This is a genomic window from Streptomyces fradiae (assembly GCF_041270065.1).
Lineage (GTDB): Bacteria > Actinomycetota > Actinomycetes > Streptomycetales > Streptomycetaceae > Streptomyces.
On the sequence record NZ_CP065958.1, the window covers coordinates 3,569,545 to 3,591,295 of the forward strand.

The following is a 21,751-nucleotide window of genomic DNA, read 5'->3' on the forward strand; positions in this document are numbered from 1 at the left end:
TTCTCTAAGCCGACTTGCGATTCGATCTCGAGACCTGCGCATACGAGGGGCCGCAAGATCATTCAGACCCCTCTCGAAACATGGCCATCAGGTCGGTTCCTGTCCCCCGACCGCCGTAATGTGCCCGTTCGCCTCCCTGAGCCTGCCCCGGCGGTGCAGGTCATCGATGTCGGAGTCCAGGAAGCTGCGGATGTCTCGACCCATGCGGCGCCAGCCGAAGAACTCGCCTGCGTGTCTGACTAGTTCATCCCGCGACATGCCCGGGCACTCCACGGCAAGTTCGTATAGCGCAAGCTGCCGTTCAACCGGAGCAATGTGCGCCGCCTTGCGAGGGGGGTCGCCCTCTTCTGGAACGCGGGCATAAAGTTCCTCCCTGCCTGCCACGTCCAGAAAGTACCCATCAGGGGTGACCTGCCCCGAGCGGACGAGACCGCGCACCACTTCCCGCACGTTGTCGCGGATCCTGTTACCCGCCCGGGCCACGCCCCACGCCTCCTTGGCGCGCTGCACCAACAGCTCTTCGTGGACGGGGCCCTCAATCCCGATGACCCTGGTCAGAAGATTTCGCAGCGCGGGCCGGGCTTCCGGGGTGTGCAGTTCGTACGGCGAGGTCACGGTCATCTCGCATGTCTCGTACAGAGAACTCCACGGCCGGTCGGGCTCGGTGTCGACCGGAACGCGCTCGTGATCCGCTGCGGCGGTCGGAGGCGTGTCGTCTCCCGGTCCCGGGGCGCCGGGCGCCACCGACACGCCGGAGAGTGGGGAAACCGCCCTGGTGCCCGAGACATCCCCCACACTGTCGCCCTCGGCAGCCACCGTCGGGCGCGTCCTTGGCTCCGTCGAGGCAGAGCCCGACGTCAGTCCACGCTCGACCGCCAGCTCGACCGCCTCACGCAATCTCAGCTCGGCGGCAGCCCGGCCGCGATACCAGTCAGTGCCCCAGATGCGGTGCAGCCGCCAGCCCAAACCGGCGAGCACCTCTTCCCGCAGCCGGTCGCGGTCGCGAGCCGTCCTGGACGAGTGGTACATCGCACCGTCGCACTCGATGCCGAGCGCGTAGGTGCCGGGGAACTCCGGATGGCGCACGCCGATGTCGATGCGGTACCCAGCGACGCCGACCTGAGGCTGCACGCGGTAGCCCCAGTCGCGCAGCACCCGAAGGACGGACTCCTCGAAGGGACTGTCCGGCTCGGCGTCGGCCTGTGTCACGTCCTGCGCAAGGACGGCGTGGCCGTTCTCGGCATACTCGAGATACCGCTTGAGGTGCTGAACGCTCTCGTTCGCACTGTCGGCCAGGCCACTGCCCCGGAAGGACGCGACGACCTCCATGCGGAAGCGCGCCCGGGTGACAGCAACGTTGAGGCGCCGCCAGCCGCCCCCTTTGTTGATCGGCCCGAAGTTCATTCCGAACTTGCCATGCTCATCGGGTCCGTACCCGATCGACATGATCATGACGTCGCGCTCGTCGCCCTGGACGGATTCGAGATTCTTGACGAAGAACCCGTCGAGTCGATCCTCGGTAAAGCAACGGTCCAGGTCGGGGCGAAGCAGCCGGGCCTGCTGGACGGCCTGGTCGATGGCTGCCGCCTGGGCCTGAGAGAGAGCGATGACGCCCAGGGTGCGGCCGGGGCGGGTGTCGAAATGATGGATGACCCGCCGGGCGACGAAATCCGCCTCCACGCGGTTGTCGCGTCGACCACCCCGGTCGTAGACGCCCTGTGCGGGGAAGAACTCGACGCCGATGTCGTTGCCGTGGTCCATTGCTCCCGGGAACGTCACCATCGAGTTGCTGTAGAAGGACCTATTACTGAAAGTGATCAGGTCTTCGTGACGGCTGCGATAGTGCCAACGCAAGGAAAGCTCTCGCAGAGCGCCCGCCTTACAGGCATGCAACAGCGACTCGAAGGTGTCGGGGACGTCCTCGTCGTACTCGTCAGAGTCATCCTCGACGGCCGCGTCGAAGAAGGAAGTGGGCGGCAGCTGCTTCTCATCGCCGGCCACGACCAGGGAGTCCGCCCGGTATACGCAGTTGACGGCGTCGGCTGGGCGAACCTGTGATGCCTCGTCGAAGATGACCACGTCAAAGTGATAATCGGAAGGCAGGAACTGGCTCACAGTCAGCGGGCTCATCATGAAGCACGGCTTGATCAGTCGGACGACTTCACGGGTCCGGCCGAGCAGTTCTCGCACCGGCATGTGGCGTCGCTTCAGCTCCGCCTGTCGCTTGATCACCGCGGCCGCCCCACCGCTGAACCGGCGCGGTCGACGCTTGTTGCACGCCTCAATCACGGCTCCACTCGCGGCAGCGACCAGCCGGCGGTCAGCCTCCTGGAAGTCCGCCACCCGAGCGTCCAAGTCCATGGAGCGGGTGGTGGTGAGCCTGGTGTCCGTGGCCAAGAGGTCGTCGGCCCAGCACTTCAGCACCGCCTGCTCAACAATCGCAGGCAACCGCTCCGGCAGGACACCTCGTTCGACGGCACGCGGGACGAGTTCGTCGACACTGTGATGGGCCAGGACGTCCAGTCCGGAGCGGTACGCCTGCCATTCCTCCGGGCCGCGCGGGTCGGCTCGGAGTTCGTCGACGGCCTGCTGGGCCTGATCGAAGGTACCGAACAGGGCAAAGGACAACTGGACCTGGCGGGACTCCTCGAAGAGGTCGTGCAGCGCAGTCGAGGACTCCGACCAGCGAGCGGCGCGTCGCATCGCCGCGGTACACCAGCCTGCCAGTGCGCCCCGAATGCTACGAGCCAGCAGCCCTGGCAGCTGGTCAGGCTCAGTGCCGTCGGCCAGGCGGGCGGTCAAAAGGTCCCGGTGAGCCATCCCGCGGGTGAGTTCCGCGATGCGGTCCGCTGTGGCCAGCACCGCATCCAGGGCGGGCAATTCGTCTTCGTCGCGGGGAACATAGCCGCCCAGCGCCGCCTCGTGGTGTGCCACCAGCCGAGCCACCTCGGCCGCAGCGTTCTGCCAGGCCAGTGCGTCGTTGAGTCGCTGGGGCAGCGTCTTGTGCCAGGCCCCGTCGCGCGTCAGCGCGGCTACCGCCGCACGATCCTCCCGGTACTGGCCGGACAAACGCGCGAGCACGCCTCGATGCTGTTCGGTGAACCTCCCAGCCAACGCGGGCAGCTGTTCGACCTCCAGCACCTGTTCGCTGAAGACATCCCGCGCTGCCGCACAGGCGGCAGCGCGGGCGGCGAACGCGTCCCGCAGCTCCTGAGCCGCTCGATGTGCCTCGTGCAGTCCTTCTTCGTCGAACCATCGCGCAGGAGGCCGCTTCGCAGCGGAGGTCAGATCGGCGAGTTCCAATAGGCCGAACGCGGCTTGAGGTGCGTCTGGCTTGGGTAGTCCGAACAACTCGGCAAGCTGGGCGAGGCTTCCAGGCAGCTCGTCTGCGAGTCCGCCACCGACCGCGCCAACCGTGGCCTGGTCCCGGTCGGGCAAGCCCGCTTCCAGCATCCGTACGGTCTGCCGTATGTCGTGCACGGTACGCAGTTCGGGAATCGTGGCCGCAAACGGACGACGCTCGGCAGCCGTGAGGAGGTCTGCAAGCGCTTCGGCGGCCTCGGCGAGGACCGTGGTGGGGGCGGCGGAGGTCCCCTTCAGCCCCCGCCAGACGAACGCCTCGCCCTCCGCTGCCGGGCGCCAGGCCCTGCTGACAGCGCCGGCGGCTCCAATGAGCGCCTGGAGCTCCCCGGCGCCAAGCCGCCGGACCGTGGCGGTGCTCTTGGCGCCGAGGGTGAACTGCGGGGTGTCCGCCTGCTCCAGAAGGACCAGACGACCCAGGACATCGTGGAGGGAGCGGCCGAGCAGGTCACGCGTCTGGTTCATCGCCGCCGCGTAGGCCGACAGTTCCTCGCGCAGCCGACGGGCCCGGTCGAGTTCGTGCTCGGCCGCCCCAGTGATCCGCACCTCGGTGGTCAGCACCCGCTCGAGCTCCGTCGCTACGGCTTTCTTGCTGGTGTCACCGCTGTGCAGGGCCATGACGAAGTCCCCAAGGCCGACGCCTCGCAGCCTGTTACGAACCACGTCGAGCGCCGCGGCCTTCTCGCTGACGAAGAGGACGGAACGGCCGGCGTGCATGAGTGCAGCGATCATGTTGGTGATCGTCTGGCTCTTGCCGGTACCGGGCGGACCGCTCATCACGAAGGAACGGCCCTCCAGCGCTGCCGCGATGCACTGCCGCTGTGAGGAGTCCGCGTCCAGCACGAGCGGCGTCCGCTCGGGCAGCTGGATCTCGTCGATGCGGTCGAGCTCGGGCGGCTCGAAGCCGATCAGATCGTCGGGCAGCCCCGCATCGGGTCCAAGGCCGACGGCCCGGACCAGCGGATGAGCGAGGATGCACGCCTCATTCTGCTGGAGGTCCTGGTACATGGCCTCCTTGTGCGAGGCGAAGAGGCCAAGCACCACGCGCTCGTCAACCGACCAGCCGTCTTGTCCTCGCGCGATTTCCCGGGCGGCGGCAAAAACCGCTCCAGGATCAGTCACGTCACAGTCGGCGACCGACCCCCATTCGACGCCCAGTCGATCCACCTTGACCGCGAGTGCGGGGTTGAGAATCCGGTCCTGGTTCTCCGCCATGTGCAGACGCATCTGCCGTCGGCCGTCCCGGCGAAGCTCCACGGGTACGAGCAGCAGCGGAGCAGAACTCGTCTCCTCGGCGCCCTCCTCCCGCCAGTCCAGCATGCCGACGCCGAGCCAGAGCACCCACAGGCCGAAGTCGTTGTACATCTGGCCGGACTTCTGGCGCAGTTGGTAGAGCGACGCGTCCAGCCCTGCCTGCGTGCTCTTCTGCGTCACCAAGCCGGAGGCGCGATCGGGGTCGCCCACTGCGGAAGGGGAACCGTACCCGTAGATAGTCCGGCCGCCGCCCGAAGCCTCCCCCTCTCCCTCCCCGCCGCCCATGCTCCCCTCGGCAGGGTCGCTATCCCCGACGGGAGTGAAGACCCAGCCACGAGCGAGCCCAGCCAGCACGGCGGAGGCATCGGGTGCTGTGATCTCCAGGGTGGCGGTCCTCGTGTGACGGAAGTTCAGTAGACGGTTGCGCCTGCCGAGGTCGAGCAGGGAGCCACGCCAGTCACCCAGCACTGCCTTCAACCGGTTGAGGGCAGGGTCACTGCCGCCTGCGGGGCCACTCTCACGCGGTGCGGCTCCGGTCCTTCCTGAACTGGGCATACACGAATTATCTCAGTGCTGATAGCCCGACACACCAGTCTCAGTTCTTCTTGTCTTAAATGAGCATTCACAGCAACGGCCGGTGACACCCTGTAGCACGCCTGGCGTGTGGCGAGGCATCCCAGCATGACCGACGGGAGAGGGCCCGTAAGACCAGGGGGAAGGCAGCCAGGCCAAGGCCAAGGCCAAGAAGAACGCACGGAAGAAGCCCAAGAAGTGGTTGCTTGGATCCGCTCCGCTCACGCATCGCTCACGCAAGCAAAGTCACGGCACTCCGGCCGTGTGCCCCGCCATGCCCCGAGCAACAGAAAACCCCAGGTCACGGGCTGTGTGACCTGGGGTTTCTCTGAGCCGCCTTCGGGATTCGAACCCGAGACCTACGCATTACGAGTGCGTTGCTCTGGCCAACTGAGCTAAGGCGGCATGCCGTGCGGTCCCATGGTGGGTGCAGCAGCGTCGCCAAGTCTACACAGTTTCCGGGGGTGCTCCGACCACGGGTCGGAGCGGTGGGGGGAGGGGCTATGAGCAGCGCTTTCCGTTCTGGGGAGGGGTGCCTTCGAGGAGGTAGGTGTTGATCGCGGTGTCGATGCAGTCGCTGCCGCGGCCGTAGGCGGTGTGGCCGTCGCCCTCGTAGGTGAGGAGGGTGCCGGAGGAGAGCTGGGCGGCGAGGGAGCGGGCCCACTTGTAGGGGGTGGCGGGGTCGCGGGTGGTGCCGACGACGACGATCGGGGCGGCGCCCTCGGCGGTGATGCGGTGGGGGCTGCCGGTGGCCCGGGCGGGCCAGTAGGTGCAGTTCAGGGCGGCCCAGGCGAGGTTGCGGCCGAAGACGGAGGAGGCCTGCTCGAAGGACGGGACCGCCTTCTCGACGTCCGTGGGGCCCGCGGGGAAGGCGGGCGGGAGGTCGAGGCAGTTCACGGCGGCGTTCGCGTCCATCAGGTTGGCGTACGAGCCGTCCGCCTCCCGCTCGTAGTACGAGTCGGCCAGCGCGAGCAGCGCCGAGCCCTCGCCGCCCATCGCCCGGGTCAGCGCCTCGTGCAGCTGCGGCCAGGCGGACTCGTCGTACATCGCGGCGATCACCCCGGTGGTGGCCAGGGACTCGCCGAGCTCGCGGCTCTCGCCCGTCGGGACCGGCTTGGCGTCGACCTCGCGGAAGAAGCGCTTCAGGGCGTCGAGGGCGGCCGGGGCGGACGCGGTGCCGAGCGGGCAGTCGATCTGCTTCACGCAGTCCGCGGCGAACGCGTTGATCGCGGTCTCGAAGCCGGCGGTCTGCTCCCGGTTCAGCTGCTCGGCGGTCAGCGACGGGTCCATCGCCCCGTCCAGGACAAGCCGCCCGGTCCGGTCGGGGAACAGCTCCGCGTACGTCGCGCCCAGGAAGGTGCCGTACGAGGCGCCCACGTACGTCAGCTTCTCGTCGCCCAGGACCGCCCGCACGATGTCCATGTCGCGCGCCGCCTCCACGGTGGAGACATGCGGGAGGACCTTGCCCGAGCGCTTCTCGCAGGCCGCCGCGAAGTCCTTGTACGAGTCGGCGAGCGCGTTCTGTTCGGCGGCGCTGTCCGGGGTGACGTCCACCTGCGTGTACGCGTCCATCTGCGGCCCGGTCAGGCACTCCACCGGCTCGCTGCGGGCCACCCCGCGCGGGTCGACGCCCACGATGTCGTACCGCGCGCGAATCGGGGCGGGGTAGCCGATGCCCGCGTACCCCTGGAGGTAGCCGACGGCCGAGCCGCCGGGCCCGCCCGGGTTCACCAGGAGCGAGCCGAGGCGCTTGCCGGGGCCGGTCGCCTTCACCCGCGAGATCGCCAGGTCGACCCGCGCGCCGGCCGGCTTCGCGTAGTCCAGCGGGACGTGCACGGTGCCGCACTGGAAGCCCGGCACGCCGCAGTCCCGCCAGGTCACCTTCTGGCCGTAGTACGCCCGCAGCCCGGCCGAGGACGCGGACGTGGACGCGGACCGGGACCCGGAAGCGGAGGCGGAGGCGGAGGCGGAAGACGACGGCGCGGCCGCGTCACTGCCGCTCGTCGAGCAGCCGGAGAGGATGAGCCCGGCGGCCGTGAGGGCCGTGGCGGAGATGCGGAGCAGGCGCCTGGAGTCCATTCCCGGAGCGTATCGGGGCAGGTACGGAACGTGTCCAATCGGCCCTGTGGACAACTCCGCCCCTGTGGACGATCCCCCGCGGAACCTGTGGACGGTCAGTCCCGCAGCGCCATCGTCATCGCCTCCACCGCGAGCAGCGGCGCCACGTTCCGGTCGAGCGCCTCGCGGCAGGCGAGGACCGCCTCGATCCGGCGCAGGGTGCGCTCGGGCGGCGTGTCGCGGGCGATCTGCTCCAGGGAGTCCCGTACGTCCTCGTTGGCCAGGGCCGACGCCGCGCGCAGCTGCAGGGCGAGCACGTCGCGGTAGAAGCCGGTCAGGTCGGAGAGCGCGAGGTCGAGGCTGTCGCGCTGGGTGCGGGTGCGGCGGCGCTTCTGGCGCTCCTCCAGCTCCTTCATCGCCCCGGCCGTGCCGCGCGGCATCCGGCCGCCCTGGGCGGCGCCGAGCGCGGCCTTCAGCTCCTCGGTCTCCTTGACGTCGACCTCCTCGGCGACCTGCTTGGCGTCCTCGGCCGCCGCGTCGATCAGCTCCTGGGCGGCCCGCAGGCCGCCGCCGACGTCGCCGACCCGCAGCGGCAGCTTCAGCACCACGGCGCGGCGGGCCCGCGCCCGCTCGTCGGTGGCGAGCCGCCGCGCGCGGTCGATGTGTCCCTGGGTGGCGCGGGCCGCGGCGTGCGCCCGCTCCGGCTCGATCCCGTCCCGGCGGATCAGCAGGTCGGCGACGGCGTCCACCGAAGGAGTGGTCAGCGACAGGTGCCGGCAGCGGGACCGGATGGTCGGCAGCACGTCCTCCAGGGACGGTGCGCACAGCAGCCACACGGTGCGCGGCGCGGGCTCCTCCACGGCCTTCAGGAGCACATTGGCCGCGCCCTCGGTGAGCCGGTCGGCGTCCTCCAGGACGATGACCTGCCAGCGCCCGCCGGCCGGGGACAGCTGGGCCCGCCGGACCAGGTCGCGGGTCTCCTTCACGCCGATGGAGAGCAGGTCGGTGCGGACCACCTCCACGTCCGCGTGCGTACCGACGAGCGCCGTGTGGCAGCCGTCGCAGAAGCCGCAGCCCGGCGCCCCTCCGAGCGCCCGGTCCGGGCTCACGCACTGCAGCGCCGCCGCGAACGCCCGCGCCGCCGTGTCCCGGCCGGCCCCGGGGGGCCCGGTGAACAGCCAGGCGTGGGTCATCTTGGACGCGTCGGGAGCGGGCTCGCCGGCGGCATGCGCGGTCACGAGCGCGTCGGCGTCGCGCGCGGCGGCGGCCAGCTGCTCCTCGACCCGCGGCTGCCCCACGAGGTCGTCCCATACGGCCATGCCCGATGCCCCTCCTCAGGTACGCGCTGCACGTACGCGTTCCATTGTGGGGCACCGCACTGACACCCCGGCCGTCAAGCGCACCCCGGCCGTCAGCGCCGGCGGCGGCGCTCCTCGTCGTCGTCCCCGAAGCCGCCGAGCAGTTCGTCGGCGAGCGTCGGCAGGTCGTCGAGCGGGGTCTCCTCCGCCCAGTCGGAGCGGCGGCGCGGCCGGCCCTGCTCGTCCAGCTGAGGCAGCTCGCGGGTCCGGTCGTTCGGCCCCGCGTCCGCTTCCCGGGCCGCCTCGTCACGGAAGAAGCCCTGCGGGACCCGGTCGGCCGGCTCGTCGCCCTGCACGGCCGGCAGCACAGCGGTCTCGTCCACCGCCGGAGTCTCGCGAGCGCTCTCGCGGACGGTCTCGCGGGGATCCCGCGTCTCCCGGGTCTCCCGGATCCGCGGGATGACCGTGGTCTCCTCGTCGAGCCGCACGATCGGGGTGGGCACGGTGACCTCGTTCGGCGAGACGGTCGGCGCCTCGTCCACGGCGGGATCCACGGCGGGATCCACGGCCGACTTCACGTCCGGTGCCGCCTCCGGCTTCACCACCGGCGTCTCGACCGTGACCTCGTTCGCCGACTCCTGCAGACGCTTCGCCTCGGCGGCCGCCGCAGCCGCCTTCACCTCCGCCGCCTTGCGCTGCGCCTCCGCCGCGAGCCGCACGGCCTCGGCCTCTTCCGCCGCGGACTTCCGGGCGGCTTCCTCGGCGGCCTTGCGGGCCGCCTCCTCCGCCGCCTTCGCCGTGGCGGCCTCCGCCAGGCGGCGGGCCTCCTCGGCGCGGATCAGGGCCTCCTCGGCCTTGCGCTGCTTCTCCTTGCGGCGCTCCTCGGCCTCGGCCCGCAGCCGGGCCTCCTCCTCGGCCTGCTTGCGGCGGCGTTCCTCCTCCTCGCGGCGGGCCTTCTCCTCGGCCGCGCGCCGCTTGCGCTCCTCCTCGGCCGCGATCCGGGCCTCCTCGGCGCGCTGCCGGGCCTCCTCCGCCTGGCGCTCGGCCTCAAGGCGGCGGGCCTCTTCCTCCTCCGCCTTGCGGCGGGCCTCCTCCTCGGCGCGCAGCTTGGCGAGCTGCTCCTGGCGCTCGCGCTCCAGGCGCTCCTCCTCGGCCTTGCGCGCGGCCTCTTCCTCGGCCTTCCGCCGGGCCTCCTCCTCGGCCTGGCGGCGGGCCTCCTCCTGGGCCTTCACCTCGGCCGCGGACAGCGGCAGCATCCGGTCGAGCCGGTGGCGTACGACGGTGGTGACGGCCGCGGGCTCCTGGCCGGCGTCGACCACGAGGTAGCGGCCGGGGTCGCCGGCGGCGAGGGCGAGGAAACCGGCCCGCACGCGCGCGTGGAACTCGGGCGGCTCGGACTCCAGCCGGTCGGGGGCCTCGGTGAAGCGCTCGCGGGCGGTCTCCGGGGAGACGTCGAGGAGCACGGTGAGGTGCGGGACGAGCCCGCCGGTGGCCCAGCGGTTGATGCGGCTGATCTCGGTCGCGGACAGGTCGCGGCCGGCGCCCTGGTAGGCGACGGACGAGTCGATGTAGCGGTCGGAGATCACCACGGCGCCCCGCTCCAGGGCGGGCCGGACCAGGGAGTCGACGTGCTCGGCGCGGTCGGCCGCGTACAGCAGCGCCTCGGCACGGTTGGACAGTCCGGCGCTGGAGACGTCGAGCAGGATCATGCGGAGCCGCTTGCCGATCGGGGTGGCGCCGGGCTCGCGGGTGACGACGACCTCGTGGCCCTTGGCGCGGATCCACTCGGCGAGCGCCTCGACCTGGGTGGACTTGCCGGCGCCGTCGCCGCCCTCCAGGGCGATGAAGAAGCCGGTCGGCGAGGGCGCCTGGACCGGGTCTGCGCCGCGCAGCGCGTCGCGCAGGTCGCGGCGGAGCGGGACGCCGGAGCGGTCGTCGGTCTTGGCGAGGACGAGTGCGGCGACCGGCAGCAGCAGCGCGCCGACCAGCATCAGGGTGAAGGCGGCGCCGCCGTGGGCGAAGACGAAGTCGCCGGAGGCGAGCCGGTGCGGGCCGATCGCGGCGGCGAGCAGCGGGGCGGCGAGCGCGCCGATGCCCATGCCGACGCGGGCGACGGCCTGCAGGTGCTCGGTGACCCGGGGCCGGCGGGCCTCCTCGGTCTCCTGGTCGACGAGGCCGTGCCCGGTACCGGCGGCGACCCCGGCGGCGTAACCGGCAAGGGCGGCGAGCGCCAGCACGGTCGCGGTGTCGGGCACCAGGCCCATGGCGAGCAGCGCGATGCCGGTGACGGTGATGGCGAGGGCGAGCAGCCGGCGCCGGGACAGCACGCTGAGGACGGATCCGGCGGTGCGGATGCCGACGGCGGTGCCGCCGCTGAGCGCGAGGATCAGCAGGGCGAAGGTGACGGGCCCGCCGCCCAGGTCGAAGGCCTGCAGTACGGAGACGGCGGCCGCGGCGGCGATCGCGCAGGCGACGGTGGCGCAGGCGAGGACGAGCAGCCCGAGGGCGCCGGTGCGGCCCTTCTCGGGGCGCTTCTCGGCGCCCGGCTCACCGGAGGTCGGACGGCGCAGGCCCTCCAGGGGCGAGCGGGGCCGCGGGGTCTGGCCGCCGGGCAGCTGGAGGAAGGCGAGGACGTTCACGGACGCGGTGAACAGGCCGGCGGCGACGTACGAGCCGAGCGCGGCCTGGTGCTGCGAGAACCAGTCGATGCCGCTGCCGAGCAGGTTGCCGACGAGGGTGGCGAGCAGCAGTACGGCGGCGCCGGCGGGCACGGCGAGGAAACCGGTGCGCAGGCTGAGCGTGCGCAGCGCGCCGAGGTGGTCGGGCAGCGGCCGGACGGCGGCGCCCTCGATCGGCGGGTCGGGCAGCAGCGCGGGCGCCGCGCCGTCCTTGGCGATGGTCCACAGGCGCTCGGCGGCGCCGGCCACGAAGACGGTGCCGAGGAGGAACCACAGCGCGCTGTCCGGGGTCCAGTCGATCCACAGCGGGGCGACGATCAGCAGCGCGATCCGCACCCCGTCGGCGCCGATCATGGTCCACCGGCGGTCGAGCGGGCCGCTCGGCGCGGTCAGCGCGGTGAGCGGGCCGAGCAGGGCGGCGCCGAAGAGGACGGCGGCGAGCAGCCGCGCGCCGACCACGGCGGCGACGGCGAGGGCCGCGCCCCGGACGCCGCCGCCGAGGGCACCGCCGACGAAGGACGCCTGGAGGCCGAGCAGGACCAGGACGAGGAGGGCGAGTGCGTCGCCCGTGCCGCCGACGAGCTGCGCGCTCCACAGCCTCCGCAGGGGCTGATGGCGCAGGAGGGCCCGTACGGCACGCTCCCGGGAATCGGCGACGAGTGCGGCGTCGGTTTCTGGCTGCTCAGCTCGCGTCATCCGTCCACCCTATCCGGACGGCCCAGCTCCCCGTGGCCTTCGCCCGAACAAACAGACGGGGGGGTGCGGGCCCGGTCGGCCCGCACCCCCCGTCGTACGACAAGCCTGGTGCGACGAGTGTCACTCCGGCTTGTCGGCCGGACGTCACTCCGGCTTGGCGGCCGCCGTCTTCTTCGCGGCAGCGGCCTTCGCCGTCGTCGTCTTCTTGGCCGTCGTGGTCTTCTTGGCGGCCGTCTTCTTCGCCGTGGTCGTCTTCTTCGCCGCCGTGGTCTTCTTGGCGGCCGTCTTCTTCGCGGGCGCCTTCTTGGCGGTCTTCTTCGCCGGGCCCTTGGCGCGCTTCTCGGCGAGCAGCTCGTAGCCGCGCTCGGGCGTGATCGTCTCCACGCTGTCGCCGGTGCGCAGGGTGGCGTTGGTCTCGCCGTCCGTCACGTACGGACCGAAGCGCCCGTCCTTGACGACCACGGGCTTCTCGCTGACGGGGTCGGTGCCGAGCTCCTTCAGCGGCGGCTTGGCGGCGGCCCGGCCACGCTGCTTGGGCTGGGCGTAGATCGCCAGCGCCTCGTCCAGCGTGATGGTGAAGAGCTGGTCCTCGCTGGTCAGCGACCGCGAGTCGGTGCCCTTCTTGAGGTACGGGCCGTAGCGGCCGTTCTGCGCGGTGATCTCCACGCCCTCGGCGTCGGTGCCGACGACGCGCGGCAGCGACATCAGCTTGAGCGCCTCTTCGAGGGTGACGGTGTCGATCGACATCGTCTTGAAGAGGGAGGCGGTGCGCGGCTTGACCGCGTTCTTGCCGGTCTTCGGGGTGTCCTCGGGGAGGATCTCCGTCACGTACGGGCCGTAGCGGCCGGCCTTCGCGACGATCTGGTGGCCGCTGACCGGGTCGGTGCCCAGCTCGAAGTCGCCGCTCGGCTTGGCGAGCAGCTCCTCGGCGTACTCGACGGTGAGCTCGTCGGGCGCCAGGTCGTCGGGCACGTCGGCGCGCTGGTGGCCCTCCTGGTCCTTCTCGCCGCGCTCGACGTACGGGCCGTAGCGGCCGACGCGCAGCACGATGCCGTTGCCGACGGGGAAGGAGGAGATCTCGCGGGCGTCGATGGCGCCGAGGTCGGTGACCAGTTCCTTGAGGCCTCCGAGGTGGTCGCCGTCGCCGTTGCCGGCGTCGGCGGCGCCGGAGCCCTCGCCGGCGCCGGGTCCGCCGCCCTCGCCGAAGTAGAAACGCTTCAGCCACGGCACGGACTGGGCCTCGCCGCGCGCGATGCGGTCGAGGTCGTCCTCCATGCGGGCGGTGAAGTCGTAGTCGACGAGCCGCCCGAAGTGCTTCTCCAGGAGGTTGACCACGGCGAAGGAGAGGAAGGACGGCACGAGGGCCGTGCCCTTCTTGAAGACGTAGCCGCGGTCGAGGATGGTGCCGATGATCGAGGCGTACGTCGACGGGCGGCCGATCTCGCGCTCTTCCAGCTCCTTGACCAGGGTGGCCTCGGTGTAGCGGGCGGGCGGCTTGGTGGCGTGCCCGTCGGCGGTGATCTCCTGGGCGGTCAGCGCGTCGCCCTCGGCGACCTGCGGCAGCCGCCGCTCGCGGTCGTCGAGCTCCGCGTTCGGGTCGTCGGCGCCCTCCACGTAGGCCTTCATGAAGCCGTGGAAGGTGATGGTCTTGCCGGAGGCCGTGAACTCGGCGTCGCGGCCGTCGGCGGCGGTGCCGCCGATCTTCACGGTGACCGAGTTCCCGGTCGCGTCCTTCATCTGGGAGGCGACGGTCCGCTTCCAGATCAGCTCGTAGAGCTTGAACTGGTCGCCGGTCAGGCCGGTCTCCGCGGGAGTGCGGAAACGGTCGCCCGACGGCCGGATCGCCTCGTGCGCCTCCTGCGCGTTCTTGACCTTGCCCGCGTAGACGCGCGGCTTGTCCGGCAGGTAGTCGGCGCCGTAGAGCTGCGTGACCTGCGCGCGGGCCGCGCCGACCGCGGTGTCGGAGAGCACGGTGGAGTCCGTACGCATGTAGGTGATGAAGCCGTTCTCGTACAGCTTCTGCGCCACCTGCATGGTCGCCTTCGCACCGAAGCCGAGCTTGCGGCTGGCCTCCTGCTGGAGGGTGGTGGTGCGGAAGGGGGCGTACGGGGAGCGGCGGTACGGCTTCGACTCGACCGAGCGGACCGAGAAGCGGGTGTCGGCGAGGGAGGCGGCGAGCGCGCGGGCCTTCTCCTCGTCGAGGTGCAGCACGCTCTCGCTCTTCAGCCGCCCGTCGGCGCCGAAGTCACGGCCCTGCGCGACGCGCTTGCCGTCGACCGTCGCGAGCCGCGCGGTGAGCGAGGACGGGTCGGACGGGTCGCCGGCGCGGCCGGTGGCGAAGGTGCCGGTCAGGTCCCAGTACTCGGCGGAGCGGAAGGCGATGCGCTCGCGCTCGCGCTCGACGACGAGCCGGGTGGCGACGGACTGGACGCGGCCCGCGGACAGGCCGCGCATGACCTTCTTCCACAGGACCGGCGAGACCTCGTAGCCGTAGAGGCGGTCGAGGATGCGGCGGGTCTCCTGGGCGTCGACCATCCGCTTGTTCAGCTCGCGCGGGTTGCGCACGGCCTGCTGGATGGCGTCCTTGGTGATCTCGTGGAAGACCATGCGGTGCACCGGCACCTTGGGCTTCAGGACTTCCTGGAGGTGCCACGCGATGGCCTCGCCCTCGCGGTCCTCATCGGTGGCGAGGAAGAGCTCGTCGGACTCGGCGAGCAGCTCCTTGAGCTTCCTGACCTGCGCCTTCTTGTCGGCGTTGACGACATAGATGGGCTGGAAGTCATGGTCGACGTCGACGCCGAGCCGGCGCACCTCGCCGGTGTACTTCTCGGGCACCTCGGCGGCGCCGCTCGGGAGGTCGCGGATGTGCCCGACGCTCGCCTCGACGACATAGCCGGGGCCGAGGTAGCCCTTGATCGTCTTCGCCTTGGCAGGCGACTCGACGATGACGAGTCGGCGGCCGCCCTGTGCGGTCTCGCTGGTCGGGGACAACTTCGCTCTTCTCTCCGGTCGACGCGGTCTGCGCTGGCACGCACGGCAGCGGCACGCACGGTGACGCTGCCGTCGCTGCGGAGTGTGACGGTACAACCCGCCCCCGTGTCAAACGGTGAAAGCCCGCAACGGCCACTCGAACGGTAACCCGACTCCTGCCCTTCCTGCCGCCCGGACTGCCGGACGGGGCCGCGTCACGTCGGCGGCGCGGGCACGTCACAGCCGGCCGAAGCACCAGATCCCGAGCAGCACGAAGACCCCGCCGAAGAGCACGGCGAGGGTCGCGGCGGCGCGCGGCGCGACCCCGAGGGCGACCGGCTCGCCCTGCCGTACCCGGACCCCCGTCCAGAGCAGCAGTGCGGCCCCGAACAGCGTGAACGCCGCTCCCGCGAAGATCGCCGGCCCGCTCTCCATGCCCGTACCCCGTTCCCTCGACGTTCCCTCGCCCATGGCCTCAAGGGCTCCGGAGCCGAGGCTGGCACCTCCCAGCGTCAGGAGGGCGAATTCCCGGTGAACGGCGCGGAGGGTCCCGAACGGTTTCACGAGGATGGCCGGTACTCGGCCGGTGCTCAGCCGGAGCTCAGCCGGAGCTCATAGGGGACGTCCGTCACAGGGGATGTGCGTCACAGGGCAGGTCTGTCACGGGGGATGTGCGTCACAGGACGTCGAGCGTGGCGCGGCGCCGGCTGCCGCGCTCGAAGAGGGTGAGCAGGGCGACCGCGAGGACCGCGTACCCGGCGCCGACGAGGAGCTCGGCGCCGAGCAGCCGCCCGTCGAGCCCGCCGGCCGCGGTGAGCCTGCGCGCCGCGTCGGCCGCGTGGGTCAGCGGCAGCAGCTCGCCGGTGGCGCGCATCCAGCCGGGCAGGGTGTCGCGGGGCACCGCCGCGCCGGTGAGCAGGAGCAGGGCGGAGCTCGCCACGTTGGACACCAGGAACACATCGCGGAAGCGCAGCCCGAGCGCGCCGAGCGCGAGCCCGAAGGCGGAGCAGGCGGCGGCCCCGGCGAGCAGCACGAGACCGAGCCCGGGCAGTGCCCCGGCCGGCACGGGCAGACCGAGCAGCGTCGCGGCGGCGGCGAGCACGACGACGCTGACGAGCAGCCCGTTGAGGACATACGGCAGGGCGCGGCCGGTCCACAGCGGAACCCGGTGCCGGGGCGAGAGCAGGACGGCCCCGAGGGTGCCGTACCGGCGCTCGTTGGCGACGGCCATGGTGCCGCCGTACACGCAGGAGGCGGAAGCCGCGAGCACGGCGTTCCCGACAAGATGGAAACGGTCGTCGGCGACCCCGAGTTCCCGGCCGAGGAAGACGAAGAAAAAGACCTGGAGCAGCGGCCCCACCAGCAGCGTTCCGATGAACATCGGTGGGGTCGTCCAGTTGAACAGGGCGCGGTACGAGAGGGCTCCGCCGACGAGAACGAGCCGCGCCGGCCTGAGGAAACGGAACATCAGCAGGGCCTTTCGGGGCATCGGGCCATGGGGCTACGGGGCCATGAGGCCATGGGCGTCATCGGGTCAGGCGAGGGCGAGGGACGCGGCGGCCCGGGCCCGGCGCTCCACCCGGCCGAGCACGAGGACGGCGGCGAACGCGTAACCGGCGCCGAGCGCGGCGGCGACGAGCAGCGGTTCCAGGACCTCCGCGGCGGACGGGCCGCCGGAGGTCGCCGCGTGCACCGCCCGCGCGCCCCAGGTGGTGGGCAGCGCCCAGGAGATCGGCTGGGTCCAGGCGGGCAGCACGGTCACCGGCACGAGCAGCCCGGAGAGCAGCCAGATCGGTGTGTCGAGCGGGTTGGCCAGGGCGTTGGCGTTGCGCAGCAGCACGAAGGTGGCGGCCAGGAGCAGCCCCATCATCCCGAGGGAGAGCACGCAGACCGGGACGGCGAGGAGGAAGAGCAGCGGATGCGCGAAGTCCAGCGGCACCCCGAAGAGGACCACGCCCCACAGCACCGTCGCGCCCATGGCGTAGGTGCCGATGACGGCGGTCGCGAGGGTGACGGGCAGCAGGACGAGGGCGAGCGGGGTCGGCGCGGCGACCAGGGTCTCCAGGGTGCCGAGCCAGCGCTGGTTCTGCACGGCGCCGCCGGAGCCGAAGAGCACCGAGCCCCAGATGCCCATGAGGCCGGCGCCGACGGAGGCGGTGAGCAGCCGGTCGGGGTCCCCGGCGGCACGGAAGAGGTAGACGGCGAGGGTGGCGTAGACGAGCGGGACGAGGACGGCGAAGGTGATCTCGAGCGGCGAGCGCGACATGTACGAGACATGGGTGCGGACGCCGACGCCGATCAGCCGCAGGACCCGGATCACGCGGTCATCTCCGTCAGGTCGTGCGCCTCTTCGCCGGCCCGTTCGTGGTCCGGCTCAGGGGAGTCCTCGCCCTCCACCAGGGCGATGTAGGCGTCCTCCAGGGAGGGTTCGCGGCTGATGACCCGTCCGACGCGTACGCCGTCGAGCGCGGCCAGGACCGGCGCGTGCAGCTCGGCGCCCCGGTCGGTCTGCACGCTGAGGGCCTGCGCGGTGCCGCGCTCCTCCACGGCGACGCCCCGCACGCCGGGCACGCGCCGGACGCCGTCGAGCACGTCCTCACCCACCCCGTACACCTCGATCTCCAGGACGTCCCGGTCCCCGACCCGGGCCTTGAGGCTCTCCGGCGTGCCGAGGGCGCGAATCCGGCCGCCCGCGATGACGGCGACGCGGCCGCACAACTCGTCGGCCTCGGCCATGTAATGGGTGGTGAGCAGCACGGTGGTGCCGCCGGCGGCGAGGTCGGCGACGGTACGGCGCAGATCGCGCGCGGCGACCGGGTCCACACCGATCGACGGCTCGTCGAGGAACAGCACCTCGGGCCGGTGCAGCAGCCCGCGGGCGATGTGCAGCCGCTGCCGCATGCCGCGCGAGTAGCCCTCGACGCGCTCCTGTTCGCGGCCCGAGAGGCCGACCAGGTCGAGGAGTTCGGCGATCCGCCGCTTCTGGTCGCGGGCCTCGACCCCGTACAGCTCGGCGAAGTAGCGCAGGTTGTCGAGCGCGCTGAGCCGGTCGTAGAGGCCGCGGTCGCCGCCGAAGACATAGCCGATGCGCCGGCGCACGGCGACGGGGTCGCGGGCCACGTCGTGCCCGCACACCCGGGCCGTGCCGGAGGTCGGCAGCAGCAGCGTGTTGAGCATCTTGATCGTGGTGGTCTTCCCGGCGCCGTTCGGACCGAGCAGGCCGAAGAGTTCGCCGGGCGCCACGTCGAAGGTGACCCCGCGCACGGCCTCGGTCTCGGTCCGGCGCGGCCGGAGCCAACCCGTCCTGCTGGTGTAGGTGCGGCGCAGTGCGTCCGCCTCGATAGCGAGCATGGGGCGGAGTCTGGCCAGGCCGGCCGGGCCCGGGCCATCGATTCGGGAGCGCCCGAATCGTCAGGTACGCGTCAGGTACTCGTCAGGCGATCGCGCTCAGCACTTCCTGCCCGGCGAGGAGCGCGAGCAGCGAACGACCGGTGTCCGTCAGCTGGTAGTAGACCGAGCGCCCCACCCGGTGGCGGGTGACGACGCCCGCGCCGGCGAGCAGCGACAGGTGCTCGGAGACGGTACTCGGCGCGAGGCCGAGCCGGTCGGCGAGCCCGGCGGTGGTGAGCGGTCCGCCCAGCTCGCGCAGCACGGCGGCCCGGCCGCGGCCGAGGAGCAGCCCGAGCCGGTCGTCGGCCGCGGGCTCGGCCGGTTCGCGCAGGGCGCCGGCGCCCCTGGCCTGGAAGGAGACGGCGAGGACCTCGGGGTCGTCGGTCGAGTAGAGCCGGCAGCCCTCGGCGAAGACCAGCGGCACGAGCACGAGCCGCCGCTCCCCCGCCGCGTACTCCGCCTCGGTGTGCTTGGTCAGTTCGAGCACCGGCCGCTGCCAGCGCGCCCGGCTCTCCAGTCCGCTGAACAGCGCGTCGACGCCCTCGGTCGCGAAGGTCCGGGCCCGGACCAGGACTTCGTCCTCGACAAGGCGTCGCATCACCGGCCAGTACGGGGCGATCGCCTCCTCCCACCAGGCGGCGTACGCGTCGGCGAGCGCCCCGCACGCGGCCTCGGGGTCCGTCAGAAAGGGCCGCAGGAACGGCGCTTCGGCCAGGCCGGGGTAGTAGTGGTCGGCGAGGGCGCGCACGGCGGCCGGCTCGGTGGCCCGCAGCAGCTCCAGCTCCTCGTACACGTCGGGGGTGCCGACCGGCTGGGGCAGCAGGAAGTCCGTGAACTCGCCCGCGCTCTGGGCGAACAGCTCCCACAGCGGCCGCAGCCGGTCGTCCTCCCGCCACACCGCGCGGGCGTGCCCCACCCATTCCTGGTACGGCCAGGAGGGGCTGCGGCCGGGCAGCTGGAGGTGGAGGGCGCAGAAGGCGTCCCGCAGCGGGCTCATGGCGATCCGGGTCGCGCCGAGCGCGGCCTCGTCGAGCTCGATCCGTATCAAGCAGCGCCCCCGTCCCTGTCGCCGGCCGGCAGCAGGAAGCCCTCCTCGACGAGCAGCCGGATGGCCTGCGGGGTGCGGTCCCGCAGCATGACCGGGTCCTCGCCGGTGAGCTGGCCGATCGCGTCGAGGATGCGTCCGGCGCTGAGCGTCCCGTCGCAGACGCCCGCGAAGCCGGCGGCGACGTGGTCGACCCGGGTGGCGCGGCGCATGCCCCGGTTCTGCCGCAGCAGCACGTGCTCCGGGTCCTCGGCGCCGGGCAGCCCGACCTGCTCCTGCACGACCTCGGGCGCGAGGACGAAGGAGTCGGCGAGCAGGGCCGCGTCGTCGTGGCCGCGCAGATAGTCCTGACGCTCGAAGTGGGACCGCACGGTGACGCCGAGCGGCTGCTCGACCGGGTGCGGCCACTCCTCGACGACGATCGAGGGCTCGACCGCGCCGGCGGCGACGGCGGCGTTCTTGCGGAGGGTGATCCAGCCGAAGCCGATCGCCTTGGTCTTGCGCTCCTCGAACTCGTCGAGCCACCGCCCGTACGCCGCGCGGTACGCCTCCGGGTCGCCCTGGTGGTCGCCGCTGTCACGCAGCCACAGCTCGGTGTACTGGGTGATGTCCTGGATCTCGCGCTGCACGATCCAGGCGTCGCAGCCGGCCGGCACCCAGGAGCGCAGCCGGTCCTGCCACTCCTCGCCCTCGATGTGCTGCCAGTTGGCGAGGAACTGGGCGAACCCGCCGTCGTTGAGCCGGTCCCCGGCCTGCTGCACGAGCGTGCGGCACAGGTCGTCGCCGCCCATCCCACCGTCCCGGTAGGTCAGTCCGGCGCCGGGAGAGATCACGAACGGCGGGTTGGAGACGATCAGGTCGTACGTGTCGCCGTCGACGGGCTCGAAGAGCGAGCCGGTCAGCAGCTCGGCGCCGCGCGCCCCGGAGAGGGCGAGGGTGAGCCGGGTGAAGTCCAGGGCCCGCGGGTTGAGGTCGGTGGCGGTGACCAGGGTGGCGTGCTGCGCGGCGTGCAGGGCCTGGATGCCGGAGCCGGTGCCGAGGTCGAGCGCGGTGGCGACCGGGGTGCGGACGGTGATGCCGGCGAGGGTGGTGGAGGCCCCGCCGACGCCGAGGACGACGGCCGCGCCGGCCACGTCACGGCCCTGCTTGCCGATGCCGCCGGCGCCGCCGACGGCGCAGCCGAGGTCGGAGACGATGAACCAGTCCTCGCCGTCCGGTCCTCCGTACGGCCGGACGTCGACGGTGGCGCGCACCGCGCCGCCCTCGGCCGTCACCCAGCCGTCGGCGAGGGCCTCGTCGAGCGGGAGCGCGGCGGTGGCCCGCGCCGTGTCGACGTCCTGCTGGAGCAGGAAGAGCCGGACGAGGGTCTCCAGCGGGGAGTCCCCTCGGGTGGCGCGCAGGGCGGGCACGGTCTCGCTGCGCGCGAGGGCCGCGTAGGCCTGGGCGCCGAGCAGGTCGAGCAGGCCGTCGGCGGTGAAGTCGGCGGCGAGCAGGGCCTCGCGCAGTCGGGCGGCGTGCGTGGGCACCGGAAGGCTGGGGGTCGTGCTGGTCGTACTCACATGCCCCATTGTGGCGGCCGCCACCGACATCGGCAGCCACCGACGTCCCTGAACCGTCCCCGAGCCGACCCCGAGGGGACCCGGAGCCACCGGGCGCCCGGAAGCCCGGGTGCCCGGAAGCCCGGGTGCTTCCTGTGGGGCCTACTCCTCGGTCTTCGCCGAGGCCGAGGGCTTGGCCGCCGGGGTCTTGGTGCCCGCGTCGGGGGCGCCGGCCTTGGGGGAGGCGCTCGGCGGCACGGACGCCTTCGGCGTCTGGCAGCCGGGCTGCTTGGCCATGGCCTGGCCGAGCTCGCCGGCCTGGAGCTTGGCGACGGCGTCCTGGTCCATGTTCTGGATCTTCGCCAGGTTGTCGGAGACGACCTTGAGCCCGTCCGCGAACTTCTGCTGGTTCGTGGTGTCCAGCGCGTCGACCTGCTTCTTCAGCCCGTCGTAGGCCACGGCCGTGGCGTTGAGCTCCTTGATGGCGTCCTGCTGGATCTTCTGGCCGTTGTCGACCGGCGGAGCGCCGGCGCTCTCGACGGCCTTGGCGAGCGCCCGGTCGGCGTCGGCGATGTCCTGGAAGGCCTTCGAGTCGGCGGCCTTGATCGTCTCGGGCTTGCTGTCGGCCGCGGTGGAGATGATCAGCTGGTTGGCGTTGGCCCGCTTCTGGATCTGCGGCTGCGCCTGGTCGCAGAACGTCTTGGCCCAGTCGTTGACCTTGTCGCCCTCGTCGTCGCTGCTGCATCCGGACAGCACGAGCACCAGTACCGCGCCGCCGGACAGTGCGGCCGCAAGCTTCTTGTTCACCGGATCGGTCCCTTCCAAGGCTCTCGGCCCCGGAACATACACGCCGGACGGACGGCTTCCACCGATCGTGCGACTGATTCATCC

General features: G+C 72.0%; 12 protein-coding genes and 1 tRNA gene. All 13 read right to left on the reverse strand.

What is annotated here, in order from left to right; translation table 11 throughout:
- Positions 1–87 precede the first annotated feature (87 nt).
- Positions 88–5,169: a DUF3320 domain-containing protein gene (locus tag JAO84_RS16090; RefSeq protein ID WP_370413515.1), complete on the reverse strand. Its 5,082-nt coding sequence runs from the start codon at positions 5,167–5,169 to the stop codon at positions 88–90.
- 349 nt (positions 5,170–5,518) lie between these two features.
- Positions 5,519–5,592 (reverse strand) — tRNA-Thr (locus JAO84_RS16095).
- Positions 5,593–5,688: 96 nt separating this feature from the next.
- Complete coding sequence (locus JAO84_RS16100) at positions 5,689–7,266, reverse strand: alpha/beta hydrolase (RefSeq protein WP_370413516.1); 1,578 nt, start codon at positions 7,264–7,266, stop codon at positions 5,689–5,691.
- Between the two features lie 95 nt (positions 7,267–7,361).
- Positions 7,362–8,564 carry a DNA polymerase III subunit delta' gene (locus JAO84_RS16105; RefSeq protein ID WP_370413517.1) on the reverse strand — a complete coding sequence of 401 codons (1,203 nt, stop codon included), beginning with the start codon at positions 8,562–8,564 and terminating at the stop codon, positions 7,362–7,364.
- A 92-nt stretch (positions 8,565–8,656) separates the two neighbouring features.
- Positions 8,657–11,917, reverse strand: coding sequence for a dTMP kinase (tmk, locus tag JAO84_RS16110; RefSeq protein ID WP_370413518.1), 3,261 nt, complete (start codon positions 11,915–11,917; stop codon positions 8,657–8,659).
- 144 nt (positions 11,918–12,061) lie between these two features.
- Positions 12,062–14,908: a type I DNA topoisomerase gene (gene topA / locus JAO84_RS16115; protein WP_370413519.1), complete on the reverse strand. Its 2,847-nt coding sequence runs from the start codon at positions 14,906–14,908 to the stop codon at positions 12,062–12,064.
- Positions 14,909–15,124: 216 nt separating this feature from the next.
- Positions 15,125–15,322, reverse strand: a complete 198-nt coding sequence (locus JAO84_RS16120) for a hypothetical protein (protein WP_370413520.1) — start codon at positions 15,320–15,322, stop codon at positions 15,125–15,127.
- Positions 15,323–15,563: 241 nt separating this feature from the next.
- A complete protein-coding gene (locus JAO84_RS16125; protein ID WP_370413521.1) occupies positions 15,564–16,376 on the reverse strand; it encodes an ABC transporter permease in 813 nt (270 codons plus the stop codon).
- Positions 16,377–16,421: 45 nt separating this feature from the next.
- Positions 16,422–17,207, reverse strand: a complete 786-nt coding sequence (locus tag JAO84_RS16130; RefSeq protein WP_370413522.1) for an ABC transporter permease — start codon at positions 17,205–17,207, stop codon at positions 16,422–16,424.
- Positions 17,204–18,238, reverse strand: coding sequence for an ATP-binding cassette domain-containing protein (locus tag JAO84_RS16135; protein ID WP_370413523.1), 1,035 nt, complete (start codon positions 18,236–18,238; stop codon positions 17,204–17,206). The genes JAO84_RS16130 and JAO84_RS16135 overlap by 4 nt, the downstream gene beginning before the upstream one ends.
- Before the next feature lie 82 nt (positions 18,239–18,320).
- Positions 18,321–19,325: a winged helix-turn-helix domain-containing protein gene (locus tag JAO84_RS16140; protein ID WP_370413524.1), complete on the reverse strand. Its 1,005-nt coding sequence runs from the start codon at positions 19,323–19,325 to the stop codon at positions 18,321–18,323.
- Positions 19,322–20,890: a methyltransferase gene (locus tag JAO84_RS16145; RefSeq protein ID WP_370413525.1), complete on the reverse strand. Its 1,569-nt coding sequence runs from the start codon at positions 20,888–20,890 to the stop codon at positions 19,322–19,324. Before JAO84_RS16145 ends, JAO84_RS16140 begins: the two co-directional genes overlap by 4 nt.
- A gap of 132 nt (positions 20,891–21,022) precedes the next feature.
- Positions 21,023–21,667: a small secreted protein gene (locus JAO84_RS16150; RefSeq protein WP_370413526.1), complete on the reverse strand. Its 645-nt coding sequence runs from the start codon at positions 21,665–21,667 to the stop codon at positions 21,023–21,025.
- Positions 21,668–21,751: the final 84 nt, after the last annotated feature.

Excerpts from the sequence above, each read along its gene's own strand:
- JAO84_RS16105 (WP_370413517.1), bottom strand. The coding sequence starts at position 8,564 with ATGGCCGTATGGGACGACCTCGTGGGGCAGCCGCGGGTCGAGGAGCAG.
- tmk (WP_370413518.1), bottom strand. The coding sequence starts at position 11,917 with ATGACGCGAGCTGAGCAGCCAGAAACCGACGCCGCACTCGTCGCCGAT.
- JAO84_RS16145 (WP_370413525.1), bottom strand. The coding sequence starts at position 20,890 with ATGGGGCATGTGAGTACGACCAGCACGACCCCCAGCCTTCCGGTGCCC.
- JAO84_RS16090 (WP_370413515.1), bottom strand. The coding sequence starts at position 5,169 with ATGCCCAGTTCAGGAAGGACCGGAGCCGCACCGCGTGAGAGTGGCCCC.
- JAO84_RS16100 (WP_370413516.1), bottom strand. The coding sequence starts at position 7,266 with ATGGACTCCAGGCGCCTGCTCCGCATCTCCGCCACGGCCCTCACGGCC.
- JAO84_RS16125 (WP_370413521.1), bottom strand. The coding sequence starts at position 16,376 with ATGCCCCGAAAGGCCCTGCTGATGTTCCGTTTCCTCAGGCCGGCGCGG.
- JAO84_RS16135 (WP_370413523.1), bottom strand. The coding sequence starts at position 18,238 with ATGCTCGCTATCGAGGCGGACGCACTGCGCCGCACCTACACCAGCAGG.
- JAO84_RS16120 (WP_370413520.1), bottom strand. The coding sequence starts at position 15,322 with ATGGAGAGCGGGCCGGCGATCTTCGCGGGAGCGGCGTTCACGCTGTTC.